11 protein-coding genes and 4 tRNA genes are annotated in these 15,557 nt (G+C 47.7%); all 15 read right to left on the bottom strand.

All coding sequences use genetic code 11. The annotated features are described in order from the left end of the window. Positions 1–2: 2 nt before the first annotated feature. Positions 3–2,096 carry an elongation factor G gene (fusA, locus tag MAQ5080_RS06810; protein ID WP_067207668.1) on the bottom strand — a complete coding sequence of 698 codons (2,094 nt, stop codon included), beginning with the start codon at positions 2,094–2,096 and terminating at the stop codon, positions 3–5. Between the two features lie 18 nt (positions 2,097–2,114). Next, positions 2,115–2,588, bottom strand: a complete 474-nt coding sequence (rpsG, locus tag MAQ5080_RS06805) for a 30S ribosomal protein S7 (protein WP_067207672.1) — start codon at positions 2,586–2,588, stop codon at positions 2,115–2,117. 96 nt (positions 2,589–2,684) lie between these two features. Beyond that, on the bottom strand, positions 2,685–3,056 hold the full coding sequence (gene rpsL / locus MAQ5080_RS06800; RefSeq protein ID WP_013659444.1) for a 30S ribosomal protein S12: 372 nt from the start codon (positions 3,054–3,056) through the stop codon (positions 2,685–2,687). Positions 3,057–3,188: 132 nt separating this feature from the next. Continuing rightward, positions 3,189–7,391: a DNA-directed RNA polymerase subunit beta' gene (gene rpoC / locus MAQ5080_RS06795; protein ID WP_067207675.1), complete on the bottom strand. Its 4,203-nt coding sequence runs from the start codon at positions 7,389–7,391 to the stop codon at positions 3,189–3,191. Positions 7,392–7,458: 67 nt separating this feature from the next. Then, on the bottom strand, positions 7,459–11,559 hold the full coding sequence (rpoB, locus tag MAQ5080_RS06790; RefSeq protein ID WP_067208003.1) for a DNA-directed RNA polymerase subunit beta: 4,101 nt from the start codon (positions 11,557–11,559) through the stop codon (positions 7,459–7,461). 187 nt (positions 11,560–11,746) lie between these two features. After that, positions 11,747–12,118 carry a 50S ribosomal protein L7/L12 gene (gene rplL / locus MAQ5080_RS06785; RefSeq protein WP_067207679.1) on the bottom strand — a complete coding sequence of 124 codons (372 nt, stop codon included), beginning with the start codon at positions 12,116–12,118 and terminating at the stop codon, positions 11,747–11,749. Between the two features lie 79 nt (positions 12,119–12,197). Further along, on the bottom strand, positions 12,198–12,698 hold the full coding sequence (rplJ, locus tag MAQ5080_RS06780; RefSeq protein ID WP_067207682.1) for a 50S ribosomal protein L10: 501 nt from the start codon (positions 12,696–12,698) through the stop codon (positions 12,198–12,200). 213 nt (positions 12,699–12,911) lie between these two features. Next, positions 12,912–13,607 (bottom strand): 50S ribosomal protein L1, encoded by a 696-nt coding sequence (rplA, locus tag MAQ5080_RS06775; RefSeq protein ID WP_067207684.1) that lies wholly within the window; start codon positions 13,605–13,607, stop codon positions 12,912–12,914. Then, a complete protein-coding gene (gene rplK, locus MAQ5080_RS06770) occupies positions 13,607–14,041 on the bottom strand; it encodes a 50S ribosomal protein L11 (protein ID WP_067207686.1) in 435 nt (144 codons plus the stop codon). The genes rplA and rplK overlap by 1 nt, the downstream gene beginning before the upstream one ends. 49 nt (positions 14,042–14,090) lie before the next feature. Further along, a complete protein-coding gene (gene nusG, locus MAQ5080_RS06765) occupies positions 14,091–14,624 on the bottom strand; it encodes a transcription termination/antitermination protein NusG (protein ID WP_067207688.1) in 534 nt (177 codons plus the stop codon). 9 nt (positions 14,625–14,633) lie between these two features. Continuing rightward, positions 14,634–15,002 carry a preprotein translocase subunit SecE gene (secE, locus tag MAQ5080_RS06760; protein WP_055462792.1) on the bottom strand — a complete coding sequence of 123 codons (369 nt, stop codon included), beginning with the start codon at positions 15,000–15,002 and terminating at the stop codon, positions 14,634–14,636. Positions 15,003–15,042: 40 nt separating this feature from the next. Continuing rightward, positions 15,043–15,118, bottom strand: a tRNA-Trp gene (locus MAQ5080_RS06755). 119 nt (positions 15,119–15,237) lie between these two features. Beyond that, positions 15,238–15,313: transfer RNA gene (locus tag MAQ5080_RS06750), tRNA-Thr, on the bottom strand. Positions 15,314–15,323: 10 nt separating this feature from the next. Beyond that, positions 15,324–15,398: transfer RNA gene (locus tag MAQ5080_RS06745), tRNA-Gly, on the bottom strand. A 3-nt stretch (positions 15,399–15,401) separates the two neighbouring features. Then, positions 15,402–15,485 (bottom strand) — tRNA-Tyr (locus MAQ5080_RS06740). Between the last annotated feature and the right edge of the window lie 72 nt (positions 15,486–15,557).

Raw genomic sequence — 15,557 nt, 5'->3', positions numbered from 1 at the left:
GATTAAATTTCATTTTTGATGATCGCGTCTGCCACACTAGCTGGCGCTTCAGCGTATTTTAGGAATTCCATTGCATAACTTGCACGCCCTTGCGACAAACTACGCACATCCGTTGCATACCCGAACATTTCGCCTAATGGCACTTCTGCGCGAATAATCTTACCGGATGGGGAATCTTCCATCCCCTGAACAAGTCCACGACGACGATTCAAGTCACCCATCACGTCACCCATGTACTCCTCAGGAGTTACAACTTCTACCTTCATTACAGGCTCAAGAACACAAGGATCTGCTTCCGCAGCACCTTTCTTCAAGCCTTGAGAAGCTGCAATTTTAAAGGCCATTTCGTTAGAGTCAACATCATGGTAAGAACCATCGAACAATACTACCTTCAATCCTAATAAAGGATAGCCGGCAACAACACCGTTCTTCATTTGCTCTGAAATACCCTTTTCGACAGCTGGGATGTATTCCTTCGGAATAACACCACCGACAATCTCATTCACGAACTCCAAACCTTCTTTTTCGGTCGGAACCAGCTTCATAACAACGTGACCGTACTGTCCTCGGCCACCAGATTGCCGCACAAATTTGTGGTTAACTTCCACTTCTTTGCGAATTTTTTCTCGGTACGATACCTGTGGTTTACCGATGTTAGCGTCAACTTTAAATTCACGCTTCATACGATCCACAAGAATGTCTAGGTGAAGCTCACCCATACCCGAGATAATTGTCTGACCTGTCTCTTCGTGCGTCTCAACGCGGAAAGATGGATCTTCCTGCGCAAGCTTACCAAGAGCCACAGCCATTTTATCTTGATCCGCTTGAGATTTAGGCTCAACTGCCACAGAAATTACTGGCTCTGGGAACTCCATACGCTCTAGGACAACAATTTGTTTGCCATCACATAACGTATCCCCAGTGGTAACGTCTTTCATCCCGATCAAAGCCGCGATATCGCCTGCGCGCACTTCTTTGATCTCTTCTCGGTTATTCGCATGCATCTGCACCATACGGCCGACACGCTCACGTTTATGTTTAACCGAGTTGTATACTGCGTCGCCTGAATTCAGGACGCCAGAGTATACACGAACGAAAGTCAAAGTACCTACGAACGGATCTGTCGCAATTTTAAATGCCAACGATGAGAACGGCGCCTCGTCATCTGCCTCACGCGTTACGACCGTCTCAGCATCTTCTAGAGTGCCTTCGATTGCCTTAACTTCTAATGGTGAAGGTAGATACTCAACCACTGCGTCCAATACTGCTTGTACGCCTTTGTTTTTAAACGCCGAGCCACAAGTAACCAGTACAATTTCGTTAGCCAGTGTACGTGCACGCAAGCCTACTTTGATGTCCTCAACAGACAAATCACCTTCTTCAAGGTACTTATCCATCAATTCTTCATTTGCTTCAGCTGCCGCCTCAACCATTTGTTCACGCCACTCTTGAGCAACGACAACCAAGTCTGCCGGAATGTCTTCCAGATCATAAGTCATACCCTGATCGGCTTCATTCCACATGATGGCTTTCATCAATAGCAAATCTACAACACCCGAGAAGTTCTCCTCGGTGCCGATGTTGATTTGAATTGGCACTGCATTCGCACCCAAGCGCTCTCCAAGCTGTCTTACGACACTGAAGTAATCGGCACCTGTACGGTCCATCTTATTGACGAACACCATACGTGGCACTTCATATTTGTTTGCTTGACGCCATACAGTTTCAGTTTGAGGCTGTACACCAGACGATCCACACAGCACCACGACAGCACCATCCAACACACGCAAAGAACGCTCTACCTCAATGGTAAAGTCTACGTGCCCAGGGGTGTCGATAATATTGATACGGTGTTGATCGAACTGCTGATTCATCCCACTCCAGAAGCAAGTTGTTGCCGCTGAAGTGATCGTGATACCACGCTCCTGTTCCTGTTCCATCCAGTCCATGGTGGCAGCACCATCATGGACTTCACCGATCTTATGAGAAAGACCGGTGTAGAACAGAACACGCTCAGTAGTTGTCGTCTTACCCGCATCAACGTGCGCACAAATACCAATATTGCGGTAACGATTGATGGGTGTCTTACGTGCCACTTAAGCTTCTCCGGATGATTAGAAACGGTAGTGAGAGAACGCTTTGTTCGCTTCAGCCATACGGTGAACGTCTTCACGTTTCTTAACAGCTGAACCTTTGTTCTCAGACGCATCTAGAATTTCGCCTGCAAGACGTAGCGCCATAGATTTTTCGCCACGCTTACGTGCAGCGTCTACCAACCAACGCATAGATAGCGCTGAGCGACGAGCTGGACGTACTTCAACAGGTACTTGGTAAGTTGCACCACCAACACGGCGAGATTTAACCTCAACCATTGGCTGGATAGATTCTAGTGCTTTTTCGAAGATCGCCATTGGCTCTTCAGATTTTGTGCGTTCTGCAACTGTGTCTAGGGCATCGTATACAATGCTTTCAGCTACAGATTTCTTGCCACTAACCATTACGTGGTTAATGAATTTTGCAAGAAGTTGGCTTCCGTGTTTCGGATCAGGAAGCACGTCACGCTTAGCGACTACGCGTCTTCTAGGCATGGATTATATCCTCTTCAGGTGAGTCCGAGACCATTTCTGTGCTCGGCCTTACTGTATTAAAAAATTATGTCTAAACGATTAAAGCAGCGATAAAGCTTACTTAGGACGCTTAGTACCGTATTTAGAACGGCCTTGCTTACGATTTTGTACGCCAGAAGTATCCAAGCTACCACGTACTGTGTGGTAACGAACACCTGGAAGGTCTTTTACACGACCGCCGCGAATCAGCACTACGCTGTGTTCTTGCAGGTTGTGACCTTCACCACCGATGTAGGAAGTAACTTCGAAGCCGTTCGTCAAGCGAACACGACATACTTTACGCAAAGCCGAGTTAGGCTTCTTAGGCGTAGTAGTGTATACACGTGTGCAGACGCCGCGGCGTTGCGGACAAGCTTGTAACGCAGGAACGTCACTTTTTGCCACTTTACGTTTACGTGGTTTACGAACCAACTGGTTAACGGTTGCCATTTAACAAGCTCCACATCCAATTCTATTGGCGGAAATCGCCAAAAATAAGGAGGCGCAAGTGTAATTTGCGCCTATAAAACAGTCAATAGGGAGGCGAACAAAAATTCACCTCCCTGACACTTCCAATGACTTCTAGTCTTTCAGTGCAGCACTTAATGCTTCTTCTACATCCGAAGCACTTACTGATGCACTACCTTCAGCCGTTGCTTGCGCAAGCTCTTTCTTAGCTTTGCGACCGCTGTGGTAAGCCAAACCTGTACCCGCTGGGATCAGACGACCTACAACAACGTTTTCTTTCAGACCACGTAGGTGGTCTTTCTTACCGGTTACCGCACCTTCTGTTAGTACTCGAGTCGTCTCTTGGAACGATGCCGCAGAGATGAATGACTCAGTTGCCAAAGAAGCTTTAGTAATACCAAGTAGTACGCGCTCGTATTTAGAAGGGAAACGACCTTCTGCTTCCGCAGCTTCGTTCGCTTCTTGCATTTGCGTGTATTCAACCTGGTCACCCTGAATTAGGTTCGTATCACCTGATTCAGTGATGTCTACTTTACGTAGCATCTGACGCACAATAACTTCGATGTGCTTATCGTTGATGCCTACACCCTGTAGACGGTAAACCTCTTGGATCTCGTTAGTGATGTAATCAGCAAGCGCTGCTACACCCTGAAGACGCAAGATGTCATGTGGGTTTAGAGGACCGTCGGCAATGATCTCACCCTTCTCAACTTCTTCACCATCGAAGATGTTGATTTGACGCCATTTAGGAATCAGAGTTTCGATTGGGTCACCACCATCTTGTGGTGTGATTACCAAACGGATCTTACCTTTTGTCTCTTTACCGAAACTTACTACACCCGTTGCTTCTGCCATCACAGCAGGATCTTTCGGACGACGTGCTTCGAACAAGTCAGCTACACGCGGTAGACCACCGGTGATGTCCTTGTTACCTTGAGATTCTTGTGGGATACGGGCCAATACTTCACCAGACTTGATGGTGGCACCGTGATCCAAGCTCAATAGAGCCTTCTCAGGAAGCATGTATTGTACCGGCATCTCCGTACCAGGAATCATCACTGGCGCGCCATTCTCGTCTACGACAGAGATCGTAGGACGGATGTCTTTACCAGATGAAGGACGGTCTTTCATTTCTAGTACTTCGATGGTCGTCAAGCCAGTAAGCTCATCAGACTGACGGCGAATGGTTACGCCTTCATCCATACCAGAGAATTCAAGTTTACCCTGCATCTCAGAAACGATTGGGTGAGTGTGCGGGTCCCAGTTAGCCAATACTTGGCCAGCCGTTACTTCGTCACCTTCACGAACGCTTAGTACGGCACCGTAAGGAAGCTTGTAACGCTCTTTCTCACGACCCGCTTCGTCCGCAATCGCCAATTCAGAAGAACGCGATGCCACAACCAACTGGCCTGTTTCACGCTCGATGCTCTTCATCTTGTGGAAACGTACAGTACCGGCGCTCTTCACTTGAACACTGTCTACTGCAGACGCTCGCGATGCCGCACCACCGATGTGGAAGGTACGCATGGTAAGCTGTGTACCCGGCTCACCGATCGACTGTGCTGCAACAACACCCACAGCTTCACCAATGTTCACCAAGTGACCACGCGCTAGGTCACGACCGTAACAAGTACCACATACACCGTGCTTCGTTTCACAGCTGATTACTGAGCGAACGATCATCTCGTCCACACCCGCTGCTTCGATCGCACGAACGTTGTGCTCATCAATCAGAACACCACGCTCAACAACGACATCGCCTTTAGAATCAATTACATCTTGTGCTACCACACGACCTAGTACACGCTGACCTAGCGGAACGACTACGTCACCACCCTCGATCAAAGCACTTACTAGAAGGCCGTTTTCAGCACCACAGTCTACTTCTGTGATTACCAAGTCTTGCGCTACGTCTACTAGACGACGCGTTAGGTAACCAGAGTTGGCTGTCTTCAAGGCGGTATCGGCAAGACCCTTACGAGCACCGTGAGTCGAGGTAAAGTACTGAAGTACTGATAGACCTTCACGGAAGTTCGCAGTGATCGGCGTTTCGATGATGGAACCATCCGGTTTCGCCATCAGACCACGCATACCACCTAGCTGACGCATCTGAGCCACACTACCACGGGCACCAGAGTCGGCCATCATGTAAACTGAGTTAAATGATTGCTGCTCAACTTCGTTACCTTCTTTGTCGATAACCGTCTCTTTTGCCAAGTTTTTCATCATGGCTTCAGTTACGGTTTCGTTGGTACGAGACCACAAGTCGATAACCTTGTTGTATTTCTCACCAGCTGTCACAAGACCGTCAGCGAATTGATATTCGATTTCTTTAACTTCTTCTTCTGCACGAGAAATGATATCTACTTTTTCTGGCGGAATTACGAAGTCATCAACACCTACAGAGGAACCCGACGCAGTTGCGTATTGGAAACCTGTGTACATCAATTGGTCAGCGAACACACATGTCTCTTTCAGACCAACTTTGCGGTAACACTCGTTGATTAGGTTCGAGATTGCTTTCTTCTTCATCGGTTGGTTGATAACCGAGAATGGAAGGCCATCAGGCACGATATCGAATAACAACGCACGACCAACTGTCGTGTCAACGATGAACGTTGAAGGTACTTTTTCACCTTCAAGCGTTGTATCAACTTGATTTACACGCACCTTAATTTTCGCGTGCAGTTCAACTTGTTTTGCACCATAGGCACGGTGTACTTCTTTGATATCAGCGAAGGCCATGCCCTCACCTTTCGCGTTGATTTTATCACGCGTCATGTAGTACAGACCCAATACAACGTCCTGAGAAGGAACGATGATCGGTTCACCGTTGGCAGGTGACAGGATGTTGTTGGTAGACATCATCAACGCACGAGCTTCAAGTTGAGCCTCGATCGTCAATGGTACGTGTACCGCCATCTGGTCACCGTCGAAGTCGGCGTTGTAGGCCGCACACACAAGTGGGTGCAACTGGATCGCTTTACCTTCGATTAGAATCGGTTCAAACGCTTGGATACCCAAACGGTGAAGCGTTGGTGCACGGTTAAGCATGACTGGGTGTTCGCGGATAACTTCATCAAGAATATCCCAAACCTCAGCGGTTTCACGCTCTACCATTTTCTTCGCAGCTTTGATGGTTGTTGCCATGCCACGAAGTTCTAGTTTAGAGAAGATGAATGGCTTGAATAGCTCAAGAGCCATCTTCTTCGGCAGACCACACTGGTGCAAACGTAGAGATGGACCTACTGTGATTACAGAACGGCCAGAGTAGTCTACACGTTTACCCAAAAGGTTCTGACGGAAACGACCTTGCTTACCTTTGATCATGTCGGCCAAAGATTTCAGAGGACGCTTGTTAGAGCCTGTGATCGCACGACCGCGACGACCGTTGTCTAGTAGCGCGTCAACAGACTCTTGTAGCATACGCTTTTCGTTGCGTACGATGATGTCTGGAGCAGCTAGCTCAAGAAGACGTTTTAGACGGTTGTTACGGTTGATAACGCGACGGTAAAGATCGTTCAAATCAGACGTTGCAAAACGACCACCTTCTAGCGGTACTAGAGGGCGAAGATCAGGTGGCAACACTGGTAGAACGTCTAACACCATCCACTCTGGGTTATTACCAGAATGGTGGAACGCTTCAATCAGTTTAAGACGCTTAGAAAGCTTCTTAATACGAGTCTCAGAGTTAGTAGCGTTTAGCTCTTCACGCATGGTGCTGATTTCTTCAGCAAGGTCCATGTCACGAAGCAAGCATTGAATCGCTTCCGCACCCATGCGCGCGTCGAATTCGTCACCGAACTCTTCTAATGCTTCGAAGTACTGCTCATCGTTCAGTAGCTGACCTTTTTCAAGCGTTGTCATGCCTGGGTCAATCACGATGAAAGATTCAAAGTAAAGAACACGCTCAATATCACGTAGGGTCATATCCATGATAAGACCGATACGAGATGGTAGAGACTTAAGGAACCAAATGTGAGCAACCGGTGAAGCTAGCTCGATGTGTCCCATGCGCTCACGACGCACTTTCGACAACGCAACTTCAACGCCACACTTCTCACAAATGACACCACGGTGTTTTAAACGCTTGTATTTACCACACAAACATTCGTAGTCCTTGATAGGACCAAAGATTTTGGCACAGAACAGGCCGTCACGCTCTGGTTTGAACGTACGGTAGTTGATGGTTTCTGGCTTTTTAACTTCACCATAAGACCATGAACGAATCATATCTGGAGAAGCTAAGCCAATGCGAATCGCATCAAACTCTTCTGATTGTCCCTGTGTTTTTAGAAGACCTAATAAGTCTTTCATGGATATTCGCCCCACTCGTAAGGCTGGGAGGGGCTAACCCTCCCAGCAGGTCAAATGTGATTCGTGCTTATTCGTTTTCTAGCTCGATGTCGATACCAAGAGAACGGATTTCTTTCACCAATACGTTGAAGGATTCAGGCATGCCTGGCTCCATACGGTGATCGCCGTCTACGATGTTTTTGTACATCTTAGTACGACCGTTCACGTCGTCCGACTTAACAGTCAACATTTCTTGTAGCGTGTAGGCGGCACCGTATGCTTCCAGTGCCCATACCTCCATCTCACCGAAACGCTGACCACCGAATTGCGCTTTACCACCCAGCGGCTGCTGAGTAACAAGGCTGTAAGAGCCAGTAGAACGAGCGTGCATCTTATCATCTACCAAGTGGTTCAACTTAAGCATGTACATGTAACCTACGGTTACAGGACGCTCAAACGCTTCACCAGTACGGCCGTTGAATAGCTTGATCTGACCACTCTCGTTGATGCCAGCTAGACGCAGCATACGCTTGATCTCAGCTTCTTTAGCACCGTCAAAGGCACCAGACGCCATTGGCACACCTTTCTTAAGGTTAGCTGCCAACACTAGAATCTCTTCATCAGAGAAGCTGTCTAGGTCTTCTGTACGAGCTGGACGAAGATCGCCTTCGTGACCGTTATAGATTTCATTTAGGAAAACACGAAGCTCTTTAACCGCTTCTGCTTTCTCACGCTCAACCTTAAGCATCTCGTCGATCTTACGACCCAAGCCTTTCGCTGCTGCACCCAAGTGGGTTTCTAGTACCTGACCTACGTTCATACGAGACGGTACACCCAGTGGGTTAAGTACGATATCAACTGGATCGCCGTTTTCGTCGTACGGCATATCTTCAACAGGCATGATCTTAGAGATTACACCCTTGTTACCGTGACGACCCGCCATCTTATCACCTGGCTGGATACGACGTTTCACAGCTACGTAAACCTTAACGATCTTCAACACGCCTGGTGCCAAGTCATCGCCAGTTTGTAGCTTGCGTTTTTTATCTTCGAATTTCGCGTCTAGCTCTTTGCGGCGTTCGATCAAAGCGGCTTGTGCTTTTTCAAGCTGTTCACTCGCTTCTTCGTTCGCTACGCGGATCTTGAACCACTCAGGGTGATCAAGGTTCGCTAGGAAGTCTTCAGTGATCACAGCGTTGCGCGCAAGACCCGGACCGCCTTCTGCCTGTTGGCCAACCAATGCTTCAGCTAGACGCTCAAACGTTGCTTTTTCAACAATGCGGAATTCTTCGTTCAAGTCTTTACGCACTTGGTCTAGTTGAGATTTCTCAATCGACTTCGCACGCTCGTCTTTCTCGATGCCGTCACGAGTGAATACCTGTACGTCGATAACTGTACCGCGAGTACCTGTTTTCACGCGTAGAGACGTATCTTTAACGTCAGACGCTTTCTCACCAAAGATTGCGCGTAGAAGTTTTTCCTCAGGTGTTAGTTGCGTCTCGCCTTTTGGCGTTACTTTACCAACTAGGATGTCACCTGGTTCTACTTCTGCACCGATGTAAACCACACCAGCATTATCAAGCTTAGATAGCGCACCTTCGCCTACGTTCGGGATGTCTGAAGTAATTTCTTCAGGCCCAAGCTTCGTATCACGAGCCACACATGTTAGCTCTTGGATGTGAATCGAAGTGAAACGATCTTCTTCAACTACGCGCTCAGATACTAGGATCGAGTCCTCGAAGTTAAAGCCGTTCCAAGGCATGAAGGCGATACGCATGTTTTGACCAAGCGCTAGGTCACCCATGTCAACAGAAGGACCGTCAGCCATGATGTCACCGCGTGCAACTTTGTCACCTTTCAGTACCAAAGTACGCTGGTTGATACATGTGTTCTGGTTCGAACGAACGTATTTCGTCAGGTTGTAGATATCTACACCCGCTTCACCTGCTTCGGTCTCTTCAGAGTTCACACGTACAACGATACGGCTGGCATCAACAGACTCGATTTCACCGCCGCGACGAGCAACGATACAAACACCAGAGTCTTTCGCTACGTTCTTCTCCATACCGGTACCAACCACTGGTTTCTCAGCGATTAGAGTCGGTACAGCCTGACGTTGCATGTTCGATCCCATCAAGGCACGGTTGGCGTCATCGTGTTCTAGGAATGGGATAAGCGACGCTGCTACCGAAACAACCTGACGTGGTGACACGTCCATTAGGTTTACTTTCTCTTTTGGTAGTAGAGTCGTTTCGTGCATGTGACGAACCTGAACAAGCTCGTCTACTAGACGACCTTCTTCATCAACGTTCACAGACGCTTGTGCGATAACGTATTTCGCTTCATCGATTGCCGAAACGTAAACCGTTTCGTCACTCATTTTGCCATCGATTACTTTACGGTAAGGCGTTTCTAGGAAGCCGTAGCTGTTAGTACGCGCGTAAGTAGATAGCGAGTTGATCAGACCGATGTTTGGACCTTCAGGTGTTTCGATTGGACACACACGACCGTAGTGGGTTGCGTGTACATCTCGCACCTCGAAGCCGGCACGTTCACGTGTTAGACCACCAGGGCCCAACGCCGAAACACGACGCTTGTGAGTAACCTCAGAAAGCGGGTTGTTTTGATCCATGAACTGAGACAATTGGCTAGAACCGAAGAATTCTTTGATCGCTGCCGCCACTGGCTTAGCGTTCAATAGATCTTGTGGCATTAGGCCATCCGCTTCTGCCATAGACAGACGCTCTTTCACGGCACGCTCTACACGCACTAAACCAACACGGAATTGGTTCTCGGCCATTTCGCCGACAGAACGAATACGACGGTTACCTAGGTGGTCGATATCGTCGACCATACCGTTACCGTTACGGATATCTAGCAATGTCTTAAGAACAGCGATGATGTCGTCGTTATCTAGGATACCTAGACCTTCGTCTTCATCACGTCCTAAACGACGGTTAAACTTCATACGACCAACGCCAGATAGATCGTAGCGATCTTCTGAGAAGAACAAGCCTTGGAACAACGCCTCAGCAGATTCTTTGGTTGGCGGCTCACCAGGGCGCATCATACGGTAGATTTCTACCAATGCTTCCAACTGGTTGTTAGTAGGGTCGATACGCAAGGTATCAGAGATAAACGGACCGTGATCAAGATCGTTCGTGTAAAGAACTTCAATCTCTTTAATACCAGCAGCAACCAGTGCTTCTAGTAGATCAACCGACATCTCCGTGTTCGCTTCAGCGATCAACTCACCCGTGCCTGGATGCACAAGGTTTTTAGCCGTTACTTTACCCAACAGGTACTCAAGAGGCACAGAGAGACGCTCTAGACCTACTTTTTCCATCTGGCGGATATGTTTCGCAGTAATACGGCGAGTCTCTTCAACGATGACATTGCCTTCTTGGTCAGTGATGTCAAAAGAAGCTGTCTCACCACGTAAGCGGCTTGCAATCAGCTCCATTTCTACGCCATCACGGCTCAAGTAGAAGCGAGTTGTATCGAAGAAAGTATCTAGAATTTGTTCAGTATCAAAACCTAGCGCACGTAACAAGATTGTTACAGGTAGTTTACGACGACGGTCGATACGAACGAACACGCAGTCTTTTGGATCGAACTCGAAGTCCAACCATGAACCACGGTAAGGAATTACACGAGCAGAGTGTAGCAGTTTACCTGATGAGTGAGTCTTACCACGATCGTGGTCGAAGAACACACCAGGAGAACGGTGTAACTGAGATACGATTACACGCTCAGTACCGTTAATTACAAACGTACCGTTTTCAGTCATTAATGGGATTTCACCCATGTAGACTTCTTGCTCACGAATGTCTTTGATTGCCTTGTTCGCTGACTCTTTATCATAAATGATAAGACGCACACGAACACGTAAAGGAGCGGCATACGTAACACCACGTAGCTGACACTCTTTTACATCAAATACTGGCTTGCCCAATCGGTAATCGACGTATTCTAGCGCCGCATTGCCGGAAAAGCTGACCATTGGAAAGACAGATTTAAAGGCCCCATGCAGACCCAGTTCCCCACGCTCTGCAGGAACTTTACCTTCCTGCAAGAAGTTACGGTAGGATTCAAGCTGAATTGCCAGCAAGTATGGCACATCCAAAACGGGCGGCAGTTTACCGAAATCCTTACGGATACGTTTTTTCTCAGTGTATGAGTAAGCCATCAGCATTCCCCAGCTTGTGCACATTGACGCAAAAGGCCTCTTAATCAGGCCTACCGAAATTGAGAGAGTATTCTCTCAAAAAAAGAATAATTTTTTAATCGGGTTTTAGAAACCCAAAAAGGCCGGTGGCAAAAAACCACCAGCCATTTCGACTAGATGCCGAACTTTTGCGAAGCAAGTAACATTATTACTTGATTTCGACAGAAGCACCTGCTTCTTCAAGAGCTTTCTTAAGCTCTTCTGCTTCTTCTTTAGAAGCAGCTTCTTTAACAGTCGCTGGAGCGCCGTCAACCATTGCTTTCGCTTCTTTAAGGCCAAGACCAGTTGCGCCACGAACAGCTTTGATAACGTTAACTTTCTTATCGCCAGCAGCAGTAAGAACTACGTCAAATTCTGTTTGTTCTTCAGCAGCTGCACCAGCATCGCCAGCAGCAGGAGCTGCAGCAGCAACAGCAGCAGTTACGCCGAATTTTTCTTCCATTGCTTCGATTAGTTCAACAACGTCCATTACAGACATTTCTGCTACTGCATTGATGATATCTTCTTTAGTTAGAGCCATGACTCAGATTTCCTAACATTTTGTAGTTGCCATAACAGGCAACAAAAACCAATTGATTTCAAGTAAGCGCGCTTTAAAGTTACGCTGCTTCTTGTTCTTTCTGATCGCGAATCGCTGCCAGTGTACGAGCAAGTTTGCTTGTCGCACCTTGGATAACGCTCATTAGTTTCGCGATTGCTTCGTCGTATGTTGGCAGTGTTGCCAAACGATCAATGTCGCCAGCTGCGATCAACTCACCGTTGAACGCTAATGCTTTAACTTCAAATTTGTCGTTCTCTTTCGCGAAAGTTTTCAACAAACGAGCGGCCGCACCTGGGTGCTCGTTAGAGAATGCGATAAGAGTTGGACCAACGAAGCTTTCTGTCAAGCATTCGAAGTCTGTGCCTTCAACTGCGCGGCGAGCTAGAGTGTTACGTACTACACGTACGTAAACGCCAGCTTCACGAGCCTGCTTACGTAGAGCTGTCATATCAGACACGGTAACACCGCGTGAATCAGCTACCACAGCAGACAAAGCGCCTTGAGCAACTTCGCTAACTTCGGCGACAATGGCTTTTTTGTCTTCTAGACCTAATGCCACTGGTTTTCTCCTGGATTAGCAGGGATAAATCCCCAAATTTACCAACTCTCCGAATATTCGGAGTACTTACTGGTGAGTTGGATCCAGTTTAATCTGAATCGGGCCACACCATCTGCGCAGGACAAACGTTTCGCAACGTTTTGATTAAATCGCAAGATTCCTGCGGTCTTTGACGGCCTATACAGCAAGCTGTACAGACCCCAAAGCTCTGACTTAGAAGCTTAGCGCACCTAAATCAATTGTTAGACCAGGTCCCATTGTAGAGGACAAAGTCACTTTCTTCATGTAGACACCTTTAGAAGATGCTGGTTTAGCACGACGTAGGTCGGCTAGAAGCGCTTCTAGGTTGCCTTTGATAGCATCAGCTGCGAAGTCGATAGAACCAACGCCAGCGTGGATGATACCATTTTTGTCAGTACGGTAACGAGCTTGACCAGACTTAGCGTTTTTAACCGCAGTCGCAACGTCAGGCGTTACAGTACCAACTTTAGGGTTTGGCATAAGACCACGAGGACCAAGTACCTGACCTAGTTGACCAACGATACGCATCGCGTCTGGAGAAGCGATAACTACGTCGAAGTCTAGGTTGCCAGCTTTAACTTGCTCAGCAAGGTCTTCGAAACCTACAACGTCTGCACCAGCTTCTTTAGCTGCTTCAGCGTTTGCACCTTGTGCGAATACAGCAACGCGAACGTCTTTACCTGTACCGTTAGGAAGCACTGTAGAGCCACGAACAACCTGATCAGATTTACGTGGGTCAACGCCTAGGTTAACAGATACGTCTACAGACTCTTTGAACTTAACAGTAGAAAGTTCAGAAAGAAGAGCTACTGCTTCTTCTACAGAGTAAAGTTTTGCTGCGTCTACTTTTTCAGCGATCAAGCGAGCGCGTTTAGTTAGCTTAGCCATTAGTTCACACCCTCAACATCTAGACCCATTGCACGTGCACTACCTGCGATAGTACGTACGGCAGCATCCATATCCGCTGCAGTCAAATCAGCCTGCTTAGCGTTAACGATCTCTTCTAGTTGCGCACGAGTTACTGTACCAACTTTCTGAGTGTTTGGACGTGGTGAACCACTCTTAAGGCCAGCAGCTTTCTTAAGAAGAACTGAAGCCGGAGTAGATTTTGTTTCGAACGTGAAGCTACGGTCACTGTATACAGTGATGATAACTGGTGTTGGAAGACCTGGTTCTACGCCTTGAGTTTTGGCGTTGAACGCTTTACAGAATTCCATGATGTTCACACCGTGTTGACCAAGAGCTGGACCAACTGGTGGACTTGGGTTCGCTTGACCCGCTTTAACTTGTAGCTTGATGTAAGCTTGGACTTTTTTAGCCATTTTTTACTCCAGATGGGTCAGCGCCCGAAGGCTACCCGTTTAATTACAATCAGGTCTTCTCAACCTGACTAAATTCCAAATCAACCGGCGTAGAGCGCCCAAAAATAAGCACTGCCACCTTGATTCGGCTTTTATCGTAATCCACCTCTTCCACAACACCGTTAAAGTCAGCGAATGGACCTTCGTTAACACGAACCACTTCACCCACTTCAAACAACGTCTTAGGACGAGGCTTATCCACACCATCATTAACACGTTGCAGAATCGCATCTGCTTCACGGTCCGTGATCGGTGATGGCTTGTCCGCTGTGCCGCCAATGAAGCCAAGCACACGCGCTGTACCTTTAACAAGGTGCCAAGAGTCGTCATTCATATCCATCTGAACTAATACATAGCCAGGGTAGAATTTACGCTCACTCTTGCGCTTCTTGCCATCGCGAATCTCAACCACTTCCTCAGTCGGAACTAGGATATCGCCAAAATAATCTTCCATGCCCATAATGCCCACTCGCTCTTTCAGCGAGCGCATCACGTGCTTTTCATAACCTGAGTACGCTTGTACCACATACCATCGTTTCGCCACGAGCAACTCCTAACCTATTACTGCGGAAACGATCCAACCAAGGAGTGAATCTACTCCCCACAGTACGAGAGACATAAAAATAACAACCGCCAAAACGATCAACGTTGTTTGAACCGTTTCCTGTCTCGTTGGCCATACAACACGACGAATTTCGGTTTTCGCCTCTTTTGCTAATTTCGCAAAAGAACGCCCTTTAGCCGTATTCAGCGCAACGAAGCCAGCAATACCAGCCAGAACCAAAACAGCAATCAAGCGATACAGCAATGACTCAGCAGAAAAATAGTTGTTTCCGACTACAGCCACAGCAATAAGAAGGACTACAACCGCCCACTTAAAAACGTCTCCGCGAGACTCTTGAGTTTCAGCACTCGAACTCATACTTCAGGTGATCCCTAGCTAAGAAATTGGATACGAAAGATGGCAGGCCAGGAGGGATTCGAACCCCCGACATTCGGTTTTGGAGACCGACGCTCTACCAGCTGAACTACTGGCCTACATTCGTATGGGCGGAGGATGATACCGACTTGTTTAAAATTTAGCAAGTGGTATTTGCCCAAAATTCAGACAAAAAACTAAGCGGTTGGATTTCGCTTGCTTTAGCATTGAGAAATGCTGGAGCTCATGAGCAGATTTGAACTGCCGACCTCACCCTTACCAAGGGTGTGCTCTACCAACTGAGCTACATGAGCAGAAAAACATTGGAGCGGGCAGCGGGAATCGAACCCGCCTCTTCAGCTTGGAAGGCTGAGGTAATAGCCACTATACCATGCCCGCAAATGGTGGAGGGAGGTGGATTCGAACCACCGAAACTTTCGTGGCAGATTTACAATCTGCTCCCTTTGGCCACTCGGGAACCCCTCCACGATTTTTAAAGCATTGCTCACAACGCCCCAAAAGGTGCAGCCCATTATATGAATCAGTTTTTCAATTGCA

This window comes from Marinomonas aquimarina (assembly GCF_900089755.1).
GTDB classification, from domain to species: domain Bacteria; phylum Pseudomonadota; class Gammaproteobacteria; order Pseudomonadales; family Marinomonadaceae; genus Marinomonas; species Marinomonas aquimarina.
Note: the sequence above shows the minus strand (reverse complement) of the source record. Positions and strands in the feature narration are given on the sequence as shown.